The organism is Paenibacillus sp. JSM ZJ436, from assembly GCF_044383795.1.
Classification (GTDB): Bacteria; Bacillota; Bacilli; order Paenibacillales; family Paenibacillaceae; genus Paenibacillus_AQ; species Paenibacillus_AQ algicola.
On sequence record NZ_JBISEO010000030.1, the window covers coordinates 1 to 17,373 of the forward strand.

13 protein-coding genes and 1 riboswitch are annotated in these 17,373 nt (G+C 48.3%); of the genes, 2 read left to right on the top strand and 11 right to left on the bottom strand.

Annotated elements, in window-relative coordinates; genetic code table 11:
• Positions 1-329: 329 nt before the first annotated feature.
• Both ACH6EH_RS19815 and ACH6EH_RS19820 read left to right on the top strand, forming a co-directional pair.
• Positions 330-566, top strand: coding sequence for a hypothetical protein (locus ACH6EH_RS19815; protein ID WP_138224877.1), 237 nt, complete (start codon positions 330-332; stop codon positions 564-566).
• An 816-nt stretch (positions 567-1,382) separates the two neighbouring features.
• Complete coding sequence (locus ACH6EH_RS19820; protein ID WP_397333543.1) at positions 1,383-1,922, top strand: transcriptional regulator; 540 nt, start codon at positions 1,383-1,385, stop codon at positions 1,920-1,922.
• 1,148 nt (positions 1,923-3,070) lie between these two features.
• On the opposite strand, the gene ACH6EH_RS19825 is transcribed toward ACH6EH_RS19820, so the two are convergent.
• From ACH6EH_RS19825 to ACH6EH_RS19875, 11 genes are all read right to left on the bottom strand, one after another.
• Positions 3,071-4,087, bottom strand: a complete 1,017-nt coding sequence (locus ACH6EH_RS19825; protein ID WP_397333544.1) for a protein-glutamate methylesterase/protein-glutamine glutaminase — start codon at positions 4,085-4,087, stop codon at positions 3,071-3,073.
• A 1-nt stretch (position 4,088) separates the two neighbouring features.
• Positions 4,089-4,907 (bottom strand): CheR family methyltransferase, encoded by an 819-nt coding sequence (locus ACH6EH_RS19830; RefSeq protein WP_397333545.1) that lies wholly within the window; start codon positions 4,905-4,907, stop codon positions 4,089-4,091.
• 69 nt (positions 4,908-4,976) lie between these two features.
• A complete protein-coding gene (locus ACH6EH_RS19835) occupies positions 4,977-6,689 on the bottom strand; it encodes a methyl-accepting chemotaxis protein (protein ID WP_397333546.1) in 1,713 nt (570 codons plus the stop codon).
• An 11-nt stretch (positions 6,690-6,700) separates the two neighbouring features.
• Positions 6,701-7,204, bottom strand: a complete 504-nt coding sequence (locus ACH6EH_RS19840; protein WP_397333547.1) for a chemotaxis protein CheW — start codon at positions 7,202-7,204, stop codon at positions 6,701-6,703.
• Positions 7,205-7,234: 30 nt separating this feature from the next.
• Positions 7,235-9,289, bottom strand: a complete 2,055-nt coding sequence (locus ACH6EH_RS19845) for a chemotaxis protein CheA (protein ID WP_397333548.1) — start codon at positions 9,287-9,289, stop codon at positions 7,235-7,237.
• A 95-nt stretch (positions 9,290-9,384) separates the two neighbouring features.
• A riboswitch (cyclic di-GMP riboswitch) is annotated at positions 9,385-9,473 on the bottom strand.
• 2,013 nt (positions 9,474-11,486) lie between these two features.
• The gene (locus ACH6EH_RS19850) at positions 11,487-12,269 is read right to left on the bottom strand and encodes a class I SAM-dependent methyltransferase (protein WP_397333549.1); all 783 of its coding nucleotides are present in this window, start codon (positions 12,267-12,269) and stop codon (positions 11,487-11,489) included.
• 33 nt (positions 12,270-12,302) lie between these two features.
• Positions 12,303-14,975, bottom strand: coding sequence for an Ig-like domain-containing protein (locus ACH6EH_RS19855; RefSeq protein ID WP_397333550.1), 2,673 nt, complete (start codon positions 14,973-14,975; stop codon positions 12,303-12,305).
• Between the two features lie 414 nt (positions 14,976-15,389).
• Positions 15,390-15,836, bottom strand: coding sequence for a GNAT family N-acetyltransferase (locus tag ACH6EH_RS19860; protein ID WP_397333551.1), 447 nt, complete (start codon positions 15,834-15,836; stop codon positions 15,390-15,392).
• Between the two features lie 429 nt (positions 15,837-16,265).
• Positions 16,266-16,523 (bottom strand): hypothetical protein, encoded by a 258-nt coding sequence (locus tag ACH6EH_RS19865; RefSeq protein WP_397333552.1) that lies wholly within the window; start codon positions 16,521-16,523, stop codon positions 16,266-16,268.
• Positions 16,524-16,675: 152 nt separating this feature from the next.
• On the bottom strand, positions 16,676-17,080 hold the full coding sequence (locus ACH6EH_RS19870; protein WP_397333553.1) for a PIN domain-containing protein: 405 nt from the start codon (positions 17,078-17,080) through the stop codon (positions 16,676-16,678).
• Complete coding sequence (locus ACH6EH_RS19875; protein ID WP_397333554.1) at positions 17,077-17,226, bottom strand: hypothetical protein; 150 nt, start codon at positions 17,224-17,226, stop codon at positions 17,077-17,079. Before ACH6EH_RS19875 ends, ACH6EH_RS19870 begins: the two co-directional genes overlap by 4 nt.
• Between the last annotated feature and the right edge of the window lie 147 nt (positions 17,227-17,373).

Here is a 17,373-nt window from a genome sequence, read left to right on the forward strand (position 1 = left end):
CAATCAGGTTATCTTTATTGCTAATTGGAGTCCACATCGTCATGACCACCCTATCAATATTCTTATCAGGCAGTATTGACATAATTTTTAGAAATCAGACTTCAGCCACTTAGTGTAGCGAGGAAGCAAAATTAAGTACTTTAGAATCAGTATTGCACTATACACTGATGTTAACAGTTTATTGTTAAAAGAAACTAATTAACAGATACTTCATTAAATCGTACTTAAGAACCAAGTTTAATATCGAATGTAACTTTAGAAATAAAAAGTGTTTTATGTTATAATTTTATTTCACATTAAAGTAAAATTATAACAAGGAAGTGATTGAAGTGGATCATAAGCCTGAGGACGAAAATCAAAAGTATGATTTAAACGAATTGAATGATGACGTATCTTTCAATAGTGTGACCGATCATTATCGTAATGTAATGGGGGCTCCTACTAAAAGAGTAAATATGAATAGTTTACCAAAACCAATTAGATGGTTTATGTATTTAATATATATATTTGCAGGATTGGCTGCTCTATCTATCTTAGCAATTATTATTTACCAGATAATCACTTAAATAAAAGAGAAAGTCTAACTAACTTTTTCCAAATGTGCACGAATTCCATTTCAATATTTAGTGGGATTCTCAATACACTTTATCACTGTTCATGACAATATACGTAGAGCAAAGCGATCTTTGCTATCTCATCATGCGAGTTATGTCCACTAAATTCTTTTCGATATATCCGTGACGCTATTCATCCTTTCCAGACTATCCAACCTCCTACTCTCCCCCTTCGAGTTAACTATTACTGCAAACCTAATGACTTGCCGTGCATTTCCTGCACGAAATTGCATCATTTGCAACTCAAAAAAATTGATCCCAACAAAATCAATGAATACTTAGATGGCTTACTACCGATTTAACGTCTGAGCATGCATGAGCTTTACTGAATTACAGGTAGATAGAGATTAGCCACAAGATGGCGAAGATATAAATAGCCGAGGCAACTCAGGTATAATTGTCTGAGGCACTCGGCTACTAGAGGAGATGTATTAGTTGCTGATCAATTCATGCAAAGCTTCTTCAATTGATTTAAATACAGATTGCTCATTATATTGTAATCAATTGTTTGGATGGTAAGTGCGATAGGTATGATACGGCAAGTTTGAGTGAACGACTCGTGATAGCACATTCGCACCAAGGTCCTTTACGGATTCAAAATGTGTCTAAGGTTATTTTGAATGACTCCCAACCGTTCGTCTCTTGACCTACAAACAGCACTCTTCTTTTGGCCTTTCTATACGCAGGCAATGCTTTTACTAAAAAATTGCGGAGGACCAGAACCCGCGGCGGCGGGAACGATTGCGAAGAGGCTTAAGCTTTGGTTCCATGTTTTTTCTACAGGAGGTCTGGTTTCCGGTTATCGGGAATTTTAATGATTTGCATGCGGAATATGAGATTCGGGATTATAGCGGAGGCTATCGTTACCTGGATTTTGCTTACATGCCGGGCGGCGCGAAGGGCTGTATTGAAGTTCAGGACTTTCGCAGTCATGCGAGAGACGTTGATTCGGCAAGGTTCAAGGACTTATGCATGAAGCAGGCATTGCTCGTGCTGGACGATTGGGCGATCCTCCCCGTCGCGGTGCTGTCCATCCGTGAAGATGTGGGGCGCTGCAAGCAGCTAGTGCTTTCTTTTGTGGGAAAATTCCTGTCAGCTCAGCTGCTCCCCGGACTAAACTGGGCGGAAGCGGAAAGCTTGCGCTTTTGCCGCCGGCTCCTGCGCCCGATTGAACCCAAGGAGCTCGCCGCCCACCTCGGTCTGTCCGAGAACCGCACCCGTGTCCTTCTTCGTACCCTGGTCGGCAAAAATCTGCTCACCGTAGCCAGCGGCAAACTGCGCTACCGCACTTATCAACTTCGTAAATGAGGCTGATCGTCTACAAGTGATCACACTTTAAGGATGAAAATGACTAGAGTGAGGACAACTACCATGGGTTTCACTGCTGTACCTGATCCCGCGGCTAATACTGCTTCTGACCGCGCTCCTGCTCTAACGGATGCTCGCGAGCCCGAGTGATATTAGTGTGTTGACGGTGGCGGGGATAGTTACGTTTGCACACTTTGAGATATCGTATTTGAAATAGACTCGGCTAACGGTTGCCACAGTGCTTATTGGAGGTATTGAGTAACATTTCTCTTTCTAAGGGTTGCTACAGTGGCTATTTGCACGAGAATGAGCGTTTTCCTTGCAATTTGCGTTGTTTAGCCACTCTGGCAACCGTTAGATTTGCAATGTGCGCAATTGCAGCTAGTTAACGCTTGTGGCAACCGTTAGCGCTGGGATGATGAGGTCTCGCAGTTGAGATAGATGCGGCTAACGGTTGCCACAGTGCTTATTGGAGGTATTGAGTAACATTTGTCTTTCTAAGGATTGCTATAGTGGCTATTTGCACCGAACTGCGCGTTTTCCTTGCAATTTCCGCAGTTTAGCCACGCTGGCAACCGTTAGATTTGCAATGTGCGCAATAGCGGCTAGTTAACGCTTGTGGCAACCGTTAGCGCTGGGATGATGAGGTCCCATAGTAGAAATAGATGCGCCTAACGGTTGCCACAGTGCTTATTGGAGGTATTAAGTAACATTTCTCTTTCTAAGGGTTGCTACAGTGGCTATTTGCACTGAACTGCGCGTTTTCCTTGCAATTTCCGCAGTTTAGCCACGCTGGCAACCGTTAGATTTGCAATGTGCGCAATAGCGGCTAGTTAACGCTTGTGGCAACCGTTAGCGCTGGGATGATGAGGTCTCGTAGTTGGGATAGATGCGGCTAACGGTTGCCACAGTGCTTATTGGAGGCATTGAGTAACATTTCTCGTTCTAAAGGTTGCTACAGTGGCTATTTGCACTGAACTGCGCGTTTTCCTTGCAATTTGCGTTGTTTAGCCACTCTGGCAACCGTTAGATTTGCAATGTGCGCAATAGCGGCTAGTTAACGCTTGTGGCAACCGTTAGAGCCCTAGCTTCACCAAAGCCAGGCCCGACGCCATAGCCACACCCACACCCGCTCCTACCCGGCCGGTCTAGATCATGCTGCACAGCACTCTGGGCAGGTGCGTGAGAGAAGCCTGCTTCTCCACCGCGCCAAGCTGGTAGGCGGCCTTGGGCATGCCGTAGACGACGCAAGAAGCCTCGTCCTGTCCGAGCGTGCGGGCTCCTTTGCGGCGCATGGACATGAGCCCTTTTGCCCCGTCGTATCCCATCCCGGTCAGAATAATCCCGATGCCATGGGCCCCTGCCTCCTTGGCGACAGAATCAAACAGCACATCTACCGACGGACAGTGACCATTCACTTTGTCACCATGAAAGCACTCAATTCTGTACCGGTCGCCTATCTTTTTCACCTTCATATGCTGATCGCCGGGAGCAATATACACATGACCGCGCTGCACATATAGTCCACTGCTCGCCTCACATACCGTAAAACCGGAGAACTGGTTCAACCGTTCTGCAAACATGCGAGAGAACACCGGCGGAATATGCTGTACAATCAGCATGCCCGGCAGATCGTCGGGCAGGCTTTTTAACAGATCGTGGATGGCTTCCGTACCTCCCGTGGATGCACCAACCGCAATCAACCGATCCTCCGCGGCTGCTGCGGGTGACGTCCATGCACGGGATAGAGCAGGAGAAGCTCTGTGCTGTACCAGATTTGCCTTTGCCGCCGTCTTCACCTTCGTAATCAGCTCTTGAATAAAGAGTTGCATCTGCTGCAAGGTCTGCACATTCGGCTTGGCCAGAAAATCGACCGCTCCCGCCTTCAAGGCATCAAACACGGCATGACTGATCGTGCTGATCACAACGACCGGCAAGGCATATTGCGGCAGCAGACGCTGGATGAAATCAATGCCGTTCATTTTGGGCATTTCAATATCACAGGTCATGACGTCGGGCCGAAGCTCCAATATTTTGCCCCTGGCATCAAAAGGATCTTCTGCGGTGGCTACCACCTCAATGCCGGGATCCATCATCAGCCCCCGCGAAAGCACCTCGCGAAACAACAGGGAGTCATCGACAACGAGCACCCGGATTTTTCTCATCTTACCCCTCCTTTCGGTACACCGCCGGCATCATATACTTGAATTTCGTATGCTCCCGATCAAGCGTTTCTGAATGCCCAATAAACAGATATCCCCCCGGCTCCATCCACTCATAAAACTTTTCCACAAGCTGGCGCTTGGTCACGGCATCGAGATAGATCATCACATTCCGGCAAAATATGACGTGGAACTTCTTTTTAAATGGAAACACTGGCTCCATCAGATTAAATCGGCGAAAAATCACCTCCTGCTGCAGCTTTTTGGCTACCTTAAACTTCCCGGGGCCTGCAGCTTGAAAATAAGCCTTGCGCCACGGAGCCGGCAGCACTTGTAGCTTCTCCTCCTCGTACAGACCTGCCCTGCAGCTATCCAGCACCTTGCTCGAAAGATCCGTGGCGAGCACCCGGGTGTCCCACTCCGACTTCTCCAAGCCAAAATACTCGTCCATGATCATGGCAAGCGTGTACGGCTCCTCGCCCGTAGAGCAGCCTGCACTCCATACCCGCAGATCCTGATCCCTGGCTTGATGCACCAGACTCGGCAGAACCTGATCCCGGAACAACAAAAAATGCTCTGGCTCGCGCATAAAAAACGTGTGGTTCGTGGAAATTTTGTCTGCCAGCAGACGCGAGGCCTGCCCCGTTGGATCGGCTTGCACGTATTCGATATATTCCGTAAAGCTGTTCATCCTCAGTTGCTGCAGCACACTTCCCAAGCGCCCCATGACCAGCGTTCTCTTCTCGGCCTTCAGATGAATACCGTAATGCTGCTTAATATAATGCACGAGCTGCTGAAACTCCTGATCTGTAATTTGAATCATCGCAATCCTTCACCTCTCCTGACTAAAAAAGAGGGGGCGCTCCCCCTCTAATCGCAGTTCATTCAAGAACTAATATTTGCCAAACTCCTCGTCACTAAGGGAGATTTTCAGCGGCTTTTCCTTATATTCCTTGAAGGCCACCACAGGCTCCGCAGCCGGTCTGTCCGCAGAATAGCTCAGCTTCTCGATCATGCGAATCAGATCAGGGGACATAGGCTGAGACCGGTAGCTGACTGACCCATGGATTTTACGAAGCTTGAACTTACTCAGCTGCTCATTCAAAAGCTCTGCCTGGCTCGACAGCTCCTCACTCGCTGCTGCGCTTTCTTCCGAGGTCGCCGAATTTCCTTGTACCACCTGGGAGACCTGAATCAAGCCTTGATTGATCTGGTTAATCCCAGCTGCCTGTTCATTGGACGACACCGCAATCTGGTCAATCAGCTCCGCAACCTGTGAAATATCGTCGACAATCTGCTGCAGGGCCGAGGCCGTTTCGTTGGCAATCTTGGTGCCTGCTTCTACTTTTTTCATGGAGCCTTCAATCATCTCTGTCGTCTCTTTCGCTGCATTCGCCGATCGTGCTGCCAAATTCCGTACTTCTTCTGCTACCACCGCAAACCCCTTGCCGTGCTGACCGGCACGCGCAGCTTCCACAGCCGCATTCAGTGCCAAAATATTCGTCTGAAACGCAATTTCATCAATCACCTTAATGATCTTGGAGATGCTGGCCGAGGCCTGATTGATATCCTCCATCGCCTCCAGCATATCCTTCATTTGGCTGCTGCCTCTGGCTGCATTGGCTTTGGTCTCTACTGCCAAAAGATTGGCACGGTCAGAACCCCCCGCATTTTGCTGTGTTTGCGCAGATACCTCTTGTAGAGATGCCGTTAATTCCTCCACCGAGCTTGCCTGCTCGGTAGCACCGTCGGATAGCGTAATACTGGCCTCCGATACTTGTCTTGCACCGGAAGCAACTTGCTCGGAAGCGGTCTGAATATTGTTCATGACGTTGTTCAAATTATCGGTCATGCGCTGGAAGGCTGCGGCAAGCACGCCCACTTCATCCTTGGAATTCACTTCAATAGCAACATTCAAATCTCCATCAGCAATACTTTCTGCCACATGAACCATGTTACGGATCGGTCCGCTGATCCACCGGGAAATCAATAAACCCAGCACGATCGCCGAAAGGACGGAAACTGCCACAATGACAATCATCGTTACAATGGTCGTATTTGTCTGGTCGGTCAGCTGCTCTGACAATGCATAACCGTCGGTAATTTTGTTATCATACAGCTGGGCTATGTACCCGGACGCGACGCCAGCTAGCGCATTCGCCTCGGTCTGAATCAGCTCGTAGGCCTGCTGGGTTTGTCCATCGCGATCCAGAGCCATCGCATTTTCAAACACCGCTTCATACTGCTGAAGCGTTTGCTGCAGCTCATTGAAGATTTGGCGGGTGGACTCATTTACCAGAGACTCCTCAAACCTCATTAATGCAGCGTTGATTAGCGGGAGCTTACTCCGTGCATCTTCCACGTACTGCTGCTTGTCTGCTGAATTTTCAGTCAGCATCACATCCCGTATGGAAGCTCTCATCTGATGAAAAGATATTCCTGCAGAGCCAATATCACCTACAGCTACTCCGTAATCTGCATATAGCTGATTGTAATCATTGTCGATATGGTTCATATTCAGGACGCCAACCGTACCCACCACTCCTGCCAAAAGCGCGACAAATACTAACGAAAGAATGAGCTTTCTGCCAATTTTCAAATTCATGAACCATTTCATTACAGTTCCTCCCTGGGGGTGTTTAGGTTATCGAGCTGTTCCAGCTCATGATCATTAAGCAGCCGGTTACAGTCGAGCAGCAGCTTCGCGCCGCCATCAGACCTTCCGACTCCCATCACATATCTCGCGCCGCCGATGCCAAGACCCGGAGGAGGAACGATGTCTTCACTTGCAATCCACAATACCTCAGACACACTATCCACGATTAGACCGACACACAGCTCATCAATGTCCACTACAATAATGCAAGTTCGGTCATTGTATGCCCGGTATGGCTTTTTAAATCGGAGGCGGATATCCATAATGGGAATAATTCTGCCTCTTAAATTAATAATGCCCTTGATGTACACCGGCACTTCCGGGACCTCCGTGATGGTGTGCAGCCCCACAATTTCTTTTACATATTGAATCGGAATGCCGTAGTACTCCTGATCCACCAAAAACGTAAGAAACTTCCCTGTCAGCGTATTTTCAGCCTGTCCCCCATCGTCCTGTAATGCCAACTTGGACGCCTGCCCCATGTGATCCTCTCCCTAATGTGATATCAGATGCGGAATATCCAGAATCAAGCTGGTGCTCCCATCGCTTAAGAGCGTGCATCCCGCAATTCCTTTTGAATTCGTAAGCTTCTTGATGTAGACCGGCAGAGCCTTGATCACCACCTGCTGCTGACCAAGCAGCTCATCTGCAAAAAGACACACCTGCTGCCCGTCCACTTCCACCATCGTCAAAATGCCGTCCTCCACCGTTTGGACATCGGAATGGAGCTTGAAATGCTCATAAAGCCGAATGATGGCATAGCATTGCCCCCGGACCATGATCATTTCACAGCCATCCGGATCCCTGATGATGTCCTTGCCTTGAGGCCGGAACGATTCCTTAATCGAAGAGATCGGAAGGGTGAAGCGAGAAGAGCCTACCTTCACGTTCATGCCGTCAATGATGGCCAGTGTCAGCGGAATTTTGATGGTGATGGCAGAGCCGTGTCCCGGCTCACTATCGATGAATACGGTTCCACCGATGCTGTCAATATTTTGGAGCACGACGTCCATGCCAACCCCCCGGCCGCTAAATTCGGAGATACTGTCTTTGGTCGAGAAACCCGGCATGAAAATCAGCTGATAAACCTCCCGATCAGACATGTCGGCCTCTTCCTTGTAAAGCATATTTTTTTCGCGCGCGCGAGCTAACAGCTTCGCTCGGTCCATCCCCCGGCCGTCGTCCCGAACGATAATCATAACCTCACTGCCCGTGTTCCGGGCTTCTAACGTGAGCGTTCCGGTCCGCGCTTTTCCCGCGGCTTCTCGTTCAGGGCCCGTCTCCAATCCGTGATCCGCGGCATTGCGGACGAGATGCATCAAGGGATCCGTTATTTTGTCAATGATGCTCTTATCGACCTCGGTTTCTTCGCCGATCAGCTGAAGCCGGATATCCTTGTCCAGCTTCTTGGACATGTCCCGCAGCACCCGGTTCATTTTGTGGAAGCAGCTTTCCAGAGGCACCATGCGAATGGACATCGTTTTATCCTGAATTTCCTTGGTAATCTTGGTAAGATGCCGGGCGGCATGCTTGAACTGCTCTAGCGGGTGCCCTTGAAGCTCCGGATGCTGGGTAACCATGGATTCCGCAATAACAAGCTCGCCGATCAGATTCATCAGCTCATCCAGCTTGCTGACATTTACGCTCAGATAGCTGGCTGACTGCATGGGGGAACGCTCAACCGCTGCCAGAGGCACCTTATCCTCCGCTTCACTTTTTGAGCTTGGATGTGCCATGCGAGGAGCTGTGGTTGGTTCATTGTCACGCTTACCGTTGTGACGGCTGTGGTTGCTGCTGTCAGCGTCACTGTCAAACAAGTGAACAGCCGTCACACCGCAAGCCTCTCTGATGCATTGATGCACCTCACTGTAATTATGCTTATCCTGAAAAAGAAGCTGGAAGCCATGATTCCGGATAAATGCAGTCTCTTCTGCTCCCCCTAGTGAATCCTTGGGATGATAGCTGTAATTCGCCTCGATGTCTTCCAGGCTCTGAAGAAGCTGAACAGCTCTTACACCTTCCATTCCCAGGTCATTGCCGAAAAATACAACCGCTTTAAACCCGGCCGCAGGAACGTCCAGATTCGCTAAACCGGTTTCATTATCATCCTCCGAGGACGTAGAAGGAAATGGGTCTTGGTTCGTTTTGAGCTGGTCCAGATAAGCCGTAATTCTGTGGGTCAGAGTCGCACTGTCTTCATCTGCGATATGTCCATTTTGCAGCTTGAGCAGCTCGATCTTGATGAAATCACTGCCTTGAAGCACGAGCTCGGACAGCTGGGAATAGTCAGCCAGCACCTCTTCCCGTTCCCTTAAATACGCAAAAAGATCCTCCATCGCATGCGACAAAGCGGCAATGTGATTGAATTGCATCATGGTGGATGAGCCCTTAATCGTATGCATGATCCGGAAGATCTCGTGGACGGCTGCTGCCGGGTAAGCATTGACATGCTCGCATTCCAAAATGATGTTCTCTAGCTGCTCCAGCAAAGTGGAATTTTCAAACAAATACATCTCCAGAAGTGAATCGATCGGGCTTGAATCAGTCATAGGCTCTCCCTCATGCAGTGATCAGCGCTTGATTTGGTAACAAAAAAACCTCTGCCCATGTAAAAGGACAGAGGAACAAGCAGACATGTGTCTGCTGCTGCAACCCGGCGATCGTAGCAATTCTCATTGCTTTAGACCCGTGGCTTTGCGTCCTAGTCTTTCGACAAGTTTGCCAAATATATCTTTTTTTCGACATTATATGCTTAATATAATGTAGGACTTTAGACTTGTCAATCCATTTTTTTCAAGTTCTATGTACCCATATCATCTCTTCCCGGCGTGAGTCTTAATTCGCAGAAGCGATGTAATATGGGGTCCGGTGAATTGTAACTCTGGCGGCTACCGCAGAGGTTGGTCGGTAACCTCAATGGTTGCTGATGGGTGGGCAAATTCCAGGTCGCGTTATGCTAATCGTGCTTCGGTAACTTTAACGGTTGCTGAAGGATTTGTGCGTCTCTCCAGCCCCCGGCTACTAGCTCTAGCGGTTGGCATAGGCGGCCGGTAGCCCACATCCGCCAGCTCATTACTCTAACGGTTGCCACAGGCGCTATTTAGCCTAAATTCGTACTTTGTTAACTCTAACGGTTGCCCGCGTGGCTATTTGGACCCTAGTTAGTTAAAAGCTCGCATTTTCGCACATTAGCCATCGTAGCAACCGTTAGGCTGGGGAATGTGACTTTTTGGCACTAATAAGCGCTGTGGCAACCGTTAGACTGGGATCTCGCCAGTTTGAAGCTCTAACCGTTAGCCCGAGTGTCCGCTTGCGAGGAATTAATGCGAGGCTCCAGCGGTCGCCATAGGCGGTTAGTGGCCCACTTCCGCCGGCTCATTACTCTAACGGTTGCCACAGGCGCTATGTAGCTTAAATTCGCACTTTGGTAACTCTAACGGTTGTCAGCGGGGCTATTTGAACCCTAGTTAGTTAAAAGCTCGCATTTTCGCACATTTAGCCATCGTAGCAACCGTTAGGCTGGTGCATGTGACTTTTTGGCACTAATAAGCGCTGTGGCAACCGTTAGGTCGAGTGTCCGCTTGCGAGGATCTATTGCTAAGTTCCAACGGTCGCCATATGCGGTTGGTAGCCTAGGAACTCGCTAGTGTGAAGCTCTAACCGTTACCCCGAGTGTCTGCTTGCGAGGAACTAATGCGAGGATCTATTGTGAGGCTCCAGCGGTCGCCATAGGCGGTTGGTGGCCCACTTCCGCCGGCTAGTAACTCTAACGGTTGCCACAGGCGCTATGTAGCCTAAATTCGCACTTTGGTAACTCTAAAGGTTGCCAGCGTGGCTATTTGGACCCTAGTTAGTTAAAAGCTCGCATTTTCGCACATTTAGCCACTGTGGCAACCGTTAGCCTGATGCATGTGACTTTTTGACACTAATAAGCGCTGTGGCAACCGTTAGCTCGAGGGGACCAATGCGAGGATCTATTGCTAAGTTCCAACGGTCGCCATATGCGGTTGGTAGCCTAGGAACTCGCTAGTGTGAAGCTCTAACCGTTAGCCCGAGGGGACAAATACGAGGCTCCAGCGGTCGCCATAGGCGGTGTCGGTAGCCCACATCCGCCAGCTCATTAATGTAACGGTTGCCACAGGCGCTATTTGGCTTAGATTTGCACTTTGGTAACCCTAACGGTTGTCAGCGTGGCTATTTGAACCCTAGTTAGTTAAAAGCTCGCACTTTCGCACATTTAGCTACTGTGGCAACCGTTAGGCTGGTGCATGTGACTTTTTGGCACTAATAAGCGCTGTGGCAACCGTTAGCTTAGAGTCCCGCACCTCTGAGCACGCTAGAGCCCCCGCCCCTGAGCACCCTGGACCCGAGCCCCGCACTTCTGAGCATGTTAGAGCCCTGCACCTCTGAGCACGCTAGAGCCCCGCGCCCCTGAGCATGCTAGAGCCCCGCACCTCTGAGCATACTAGAGCCCCGCGCCCTGAGCACGCTAGAGCTTCGCACCTCTGAGCATGCTAGAGCCCCGCGCCTATGAGCACGCTAGAGCTTCGCACCCCTGAGCACCCTGGAGCCGAGCCACCCCTGGGCACGCTAGATCCCTGCGCTCCTAGGCACGTTAATCCCCGCGCCCAGCAAGCACGATCGACTCCACCACCATGAAGAAGGCACCTGCCTCAATCAGGCAGGTGCCTTCTTCATCTTGTGCTGCTCCAAGCTAAGCTAAACTAATCGAAACTTGCTTAGGCTTTAGATACCTGTCGATTTACGGCAGACAAAGATAAACTCACGGCCGTCCTGTACCGAAGTGCCGTCATACCAGCCGTATTCCTCATCAATGGTAAATCCGGAGGAGGTAATCAGACGCCGAATGTCATCTCCGTAAAAATACCGGAGCCGGATGCTGTCGTGAAACTCCTGCACAAGCTCGCCATCCTGATCTAAGCGATATATGAAATCCGTGAACAGTAATCGTCGCTCTGTATCAACACGTTTTCGTATCGAATGTCGGGTGACATGTTCGCCGCTCTCCAGAACAGATTCATAATCCAGGTTTTCCGCCGGATCCACCCACCATGCCCCGAGCTTTTTTATCGGTTTGAACACGTTAATGATAAACTGTCCATCCTCCTCCAAATGATTATGGACTGCGGATAAACATTGCAGCGCCTGTTCGTCCGTTTCTAAGCTTTGAAAGCTGCGGAAGGGGATAAAGATCAGCTTGAATTTTTCCGAAAGCGAAAAATCAGTCATGTCTCCATATACCGTATGCAGATGCTGCCGGGATTCGGTGGACAGCTTTTGAACCTTTTTTTCCAGCACCTCCAGCATACTCTTGGAGTAATCTAAACCCCAGATCTCAACCCCTTCCCTGGCAAGAGGAATGGTGATCCTGCCCGTTCCACAGGCTAACTCCAGAACGCGTCCCCCCAAACGCTTCGCCCGGTCCAGATAAAACGGAATATCTGCCGAAAACACCTCGCGAGGGTCAGCATCGTACAGCTGCGCTGTATGGATGTACAAATTCTCCATGGCTTTAGCGTCCTTTCATGGGTCCTCCCCCAATCACTTGATTGAGAGTTGATTCAGCACGTTGATCAGCACCGTTACTGCCTCCGCTCTCGTGGCTTCACGAGTCGGGCTGAATGTATTGCCGCTTGTCCCTTTGAGGACAGCTAGGTTTTTTAATGCCGTTACAGCAGGGACAGCCCACGCAGGAATGGAATCATGATCTGCAAAAAGAGCTGCAGCATTCTCAGCACCAGACAGATCCAAGCCCCTGGCTACCATCACCGCCATCTCAGCCCGGGTGATATTGGCATTGGGACGGAAGGAGCCATCTGCGTAACCGGTAACGATGCCTGCATGCAGCGCATCAGCTACTGCTTGTTTAGCCCACTCACCAATCTCTGCCGTATCTGAAAAGCTACGGTCCATGACTGCGGCTTTCACATTCACAATGTTCATCAGCATGAGCAGAAATTCTGCACGCGTTACCGAAGCATTAGGCTTGAAGGTTCCGTCTGGATAGCCCGAAACTATTCCTGTACGGATTGCCTGCCTCACGTTTTCTTCCGCCCAATGGTTAGAAATATCATGAAGGATGAGCTCTTTTGAAGGGTCCTCTATAATGTCACCTGGGCTTTTGTCCAACGCGAGTACGGCGTACTTCCCAAATTGATCGATGCTGACACTGATTTTGTTACCTTGAATGGTCCCGCCTTCAACTTCGCTCCAGGCTTTGTTTACTTCGTCGTAGTAAAATACAGCAGGAGTCTGATCTTCCTTCAAGCTGCCGCGATCAAACGTCAAGGTCAGACTTACCGGCTTGCTTGGTTTCTTGGAAACGCTGTTCACGATAGCAAAGATCGGACTTGCTAATACCTGTTTGCTTGAGAGCATGTTTGGTGTTTCCGGAATTTTTTGAATCGATAATCTGATGTCCTCTGTAAAAGCTCCTGCCGGAACCGAAATGAGGATTTCCCCATCCAAGCCTACAACGCCGGACATGCCGGTTGGAATGCTCAGAATTCCGTTCGTTGAGGTAACTGAGATTTGAACCGGTGTAGAGGGAATCCATGAAGATTCTGTAGAGCTGCTGTCAGGCAAGGGAACCGTCGAAATAGAATATGTATTCGAAAGAGTTACGCCTTCTCCCGGGTTACCCGCAATATCAGCTATGCCATCATTGTGAAGCGTAATTGAATGGTCCTGAACATTCACATTGGCCTGAGGCGTCAGCGTGGCCGTCCACGTTATTCCGTCTGAGGAAGACAGTCCGCTCAATGTACCGTTCGGGACCGTTAGACGGTCTTCTTTAAAGCCTATTACCGCTTCGGAAAATGTAATGGTGACCAAAGAGGTTTCTCCAGTGGTTAGCGCAGTGTCCTCGATCGCGATCACGGCGGATGGCCTCAAGGTATCGATTGCATAGTTATTAGAATCCGTTGAGCCACTGCCCGAATTGCCCGCAAAATCAGCAACACCAGTGTTATCAAGGGTGATAACATTGGTCGTGTCCTCGATATTTGAGCTTGGCGTCAGCGTGGCCGTCCACGTTATTCCTCCATCTGAGGAAGCCAGTCCGCTCAATGTACCGTTCGGGACCGTTAGATCTGCTTCTGTAAAGCCTGTTACCGTTTCGGAAAATGTAATGGTGACCAAAGAGGTTTTTCCAATGGTTAGCGCAGTGTCCCTGATCTCGACCTCGGCGGATGGCCTTAAGGTATCGATTGCATAGTTATTAGAATCCGTTGAACCACTGCCCGCATTGCCCGCCTCATCAACAACACCAGTGTTATAAAGGGTGATAACATTGGTCATGTCCTCGATATTTGCGCTTGGCGTCAGCGTGGCCGTCCACGTTATTCCTTCATCTACAGGAGCCAGTCCGCTCAATGTACCGTTCGGGACCGTTAGATCTGCACTAGTTAGGCCTGTTACCGCCTCGGAAAATGTAATGGTGACCAAAGAGGTTTTTCCAACGGTTAGCGCAGTGTCCTCGATCACGATCACGGCGGATGGCCTCAAGGTATCGATTGCATAGTTATTAGAATCCGTCGTACCAGTGCCTGTATTACCCGCCGCATCAGCAACACCAGTGTTATAAAGGGTGATAACATTGGTCATGTCCTCGATATTTGAGCTTGGCGTCAGCGTGGCCGTCCACGTTATTCCTTCATCTACAGGAGCCAGTCCGCTCAATGTACCGTTCGGGACCGTTAGATCTGCACTAGTTAGGCCTGTTACCGCCTCGGAAAATGTAATGGTGACCAAAGAGGTTTTTCCAACGGTTAGCGCAGTGTCCTCGATCACGATCACGGCGGATGGCCTCAAGGTATCGATTGCATAGTTATTAGAATCCGTCGTACCAGTGCCTGTATTACCCGCCGCATCAGCAACACCAGTGTTATCAAGGGTGATAACATTGGTCATGTCCTCAATATTTTCGCTTGGTGTCAGCGTGGCCGTCCACGTTATTCCTCCATCTGAGGAAGCCAGTCCGCTCAATGTACCGTTCGGGACCGTTAGATCAGCTTCTGTAAAGCCTATTACCTTTTCCGAGAACGTGATCGTTACGGTTGTTGTTTCTCCGATACTTAAGGTAGTATCTGTAATGACTATCGTTGATGACAGAGATGAATCTGCATAGGCTCGATGAACTGTCTTTGAACCCATCAGACCCGAAAGCACGGAGATACACAATAATAGCTTGGCGACCTTTTTTACAATAACCAAATCATAACCCCCTCTAATAATCACATGAGATCACTACTTCAAACCCGCAAATCCTATGAACCAAAAAAGACTGCAAGACACCATCTATGACTCGATTTATTGTACCATATGTTGGTAGCAAATCGGCGTAAATCTCGAATCGCTCTTCGTCTATGCCTGACGGTCATTCACATACAACTCGTATGAGGAGGTAGACACGGTAATGTGTGAGCAGGGGCATAGGTTTTTTAGCCGATTCGACAGAACAAAGTCGTTCACTTGCCCGGAAATTGAGATATTCAACGTCACAGAATTAAAAAAAGGAGCGCAGCCTATATAGGCTCGCCCCTAAAGAATTGCTCCCTGTTATTTTTTCCAATTTCCCCCGTGGAACAACCAGGGATTCATCTTCCTTCATCAGGATTGCAGTTCATGCTAAGGAAGCTGAAGTAAACGTACAATTTCACCGTCTATGACTTCTTCACTTACCTTTTTAAATGAAAATGATTCATATAACTCTCCAGCAATCCGGTTATCTGGTCTGTGTCCGAGCATGATTCTCTTACAGTTCATGAAGCTCATAATCTCAATAAGCTTATTCAAGGCTGACCTTCCGTAGCCTTTGCCTTGATGCTTTGCATCGATCATGAATGCCGGTATCCAATAGTTCCCATCCACATCAGGGTTTTTACAGTATACAATAAAACCCACTACATCAGCTTCCATATATACTGCACGTAGTTCGAAATCATCTACAAATTTGGACTCAGCCATCCAATAGACAATTGGTGCTGGAAAAACCTTTTGTTGTTCCGGTTTAACTTTTAGTTTCGTGCACTCATACCAATTTTCAACAGACACTGGCTTAAGATGAATTCCCATTGAACATTCCTCCTGAAGTTGGCTTCACGGAGGAATCATTCCCTCTGTGTTTAATAACGAACTTCCTTTAAAACAAATGTAAAAGCATGAATTTTTCTCATACCGCACCACTCCTCTTATATTCCTAAATTTTCCTAATAAGGATACTACAGTTATGTAATTTAGACAATAAGAAACCATTTTATAAACACCATCATTCCATTCACAGATTTAAGATAACGGGCTCTGGCGATCAGGAAATCTCCAAGATGAAAGAGTAGGATTGACCGGATAATTCGATATCTGCTTCCGTTAGCTTCCCTTTACTCTTCTTCGCTGCATTCGGGTTACACCGATTTGATCCATCGCTGCATAGACAGCACTAAACCGGTGCTCATGGAAGCCAGTGCAACCAACACCGTGACCAAAAACAACATGCGGGCATTATCCTTAATCTTGTAACTCATTTCGGAAATCCACAACAGGTTGCTCCCTTTCCATGTGGTCGCGCGGCTTCTCTGCAGCATCCGGACAACCCACGCTGATAGCTGGGAGTAGAAAGAAATACGTACCCATAATTCCGGTTACTGCGGCGATCGTCATTCTCGCAGGGTCTACCTCTTTGACGTGAAGGACTGTAAAGACCATATTTTTCTTCTGGGCTAGATTTTGAGTGTACAACACCTTCAGACATTCGTTCTTGTTCATTTGCACGATACCCTAAATAATTGTTGCTCTAGGTCGTTACTCATACTTTCTCCTGAAATTATAGGTTTTGGGCTTGTCCCTATTCTATCAAAAGGGACTAATTAGATATGAAAAAACCGACTCTCCAACTTATAGTAGAAGAGACGGTTAAGCTAATTCGCATCAATATTTAATAGTGGAATATCCAATTCGTTCTGGACGAAGTTCATATCAGAATCTCTAGAAATTAATGTAAGTTCATAAACTGACGCTGTCGCAATAATGAGGGCATGCGGAGTCTTTAACTTACGTCCTTTACCTTTAAGATCTCTACGAAGCGTTCCAGCCAATTTTGCAATTTCTGACGTAACGTCTATACATCTTTTTAATGTAAACAGCTTTTCTGCACGAAGTTGTTCCTCGTGTTTTAACCCTGCAAACACTTCAGAAACCGTAATTGCAGAAAAATAAAGCGGCATTTTATCACGAGAAGCCTGTTGAACAAAATCGATAACATGACTCTCGTTAGTAAGAATCGCAATCGCAATATTTGTGTCCAGAAGATACCCTTTACTCATGTATTCCATTCCTCACGCGATTTTCCCACTTCTTCCAGAAGTTCTTTTCCTCGTTCAGCCGTTAGAGTACCAGCCGCTTCCAAAAGATCATCAACGGAATAGTCGTCTTCTTGAGCTTCCACAGTTTGCTTTTCAAGGTCAATCAATACACGAGGGTTATTTATATTAACTCAACTTTCGCAGAGCGAAAATCGTCTTAAATGCATGGTGTAACTGAAGAAATCGCGTATTCAATATAATCGTTGCAAAATAGAAAAACACCACTTCATTTGGTAAAGTGAGAGTGTCGAACA

Coding starts and splice junctions, on each gene's coding strand:
- ACH6EH_RS19830 (WP_397333545.1), bottom strand. CDS start 4,907: ATGATTCAAATTACAGATCAGGAGTTTCAGCAGCTCGTGCATTATATT.
- ACH6EH_RS19870 (WP_397333553.1), bottom strand. CDS start 17,080: ATGAGTAAAGGGTATCTTCTGGACACAAATATTGCGATTGCGATTCTT.
- ACH6EH_RS19835 (WP_397333546.1), bottom strand. CDS start 6,689: ATGAATTTGAAAATTGGCAGAAAGCTCATTCTTTCGTTAGTATTTGTC.
- ACH6EH_RS19850 (WP_397333549.1), bottom strand. CDS start 12,269: ATGGAGAATTTGTACATCCATACAGCGCAGCTGTACGATGCTGACCCT.
- ACH6EH_RS19845 (WP_397333548.1), bottom strand. CDS start 9,289: ATGACTGATTCAAGCCCGATCGATTCACTTCTGGAGATGTATTTGTTT.
- ACH6EH_RS19825 (WP_397333544.1), bottom strand. CDS start 4,087: ATGAGAAAAATCCGGGTGCTCGTTGTCGATGACTCCCTGTTGTTTCGC.
- ACH6EH_RS19865 (WP_397333552.1), bottom strand. CDS start 16,523: ATGAACAAGAACGAATGTCTGAAGGTGTTGTACACTCAAAATCTAGCC.
- ACH6EH_RS19860 (WP_397333551.1), bottom strand. CDS start 15,836: ATGGGAATTCATCTTAAGCCAGTGTCTGTTGAAAATTGGTATGAGTGC.
- ACH6EH_RS19820 (WP_397333543.1), top strand. CDS start 1,383: ATGTTTTTTCTACAGGAGGTCTGGTTTCCGGTTATCGGGAATTTTAAT.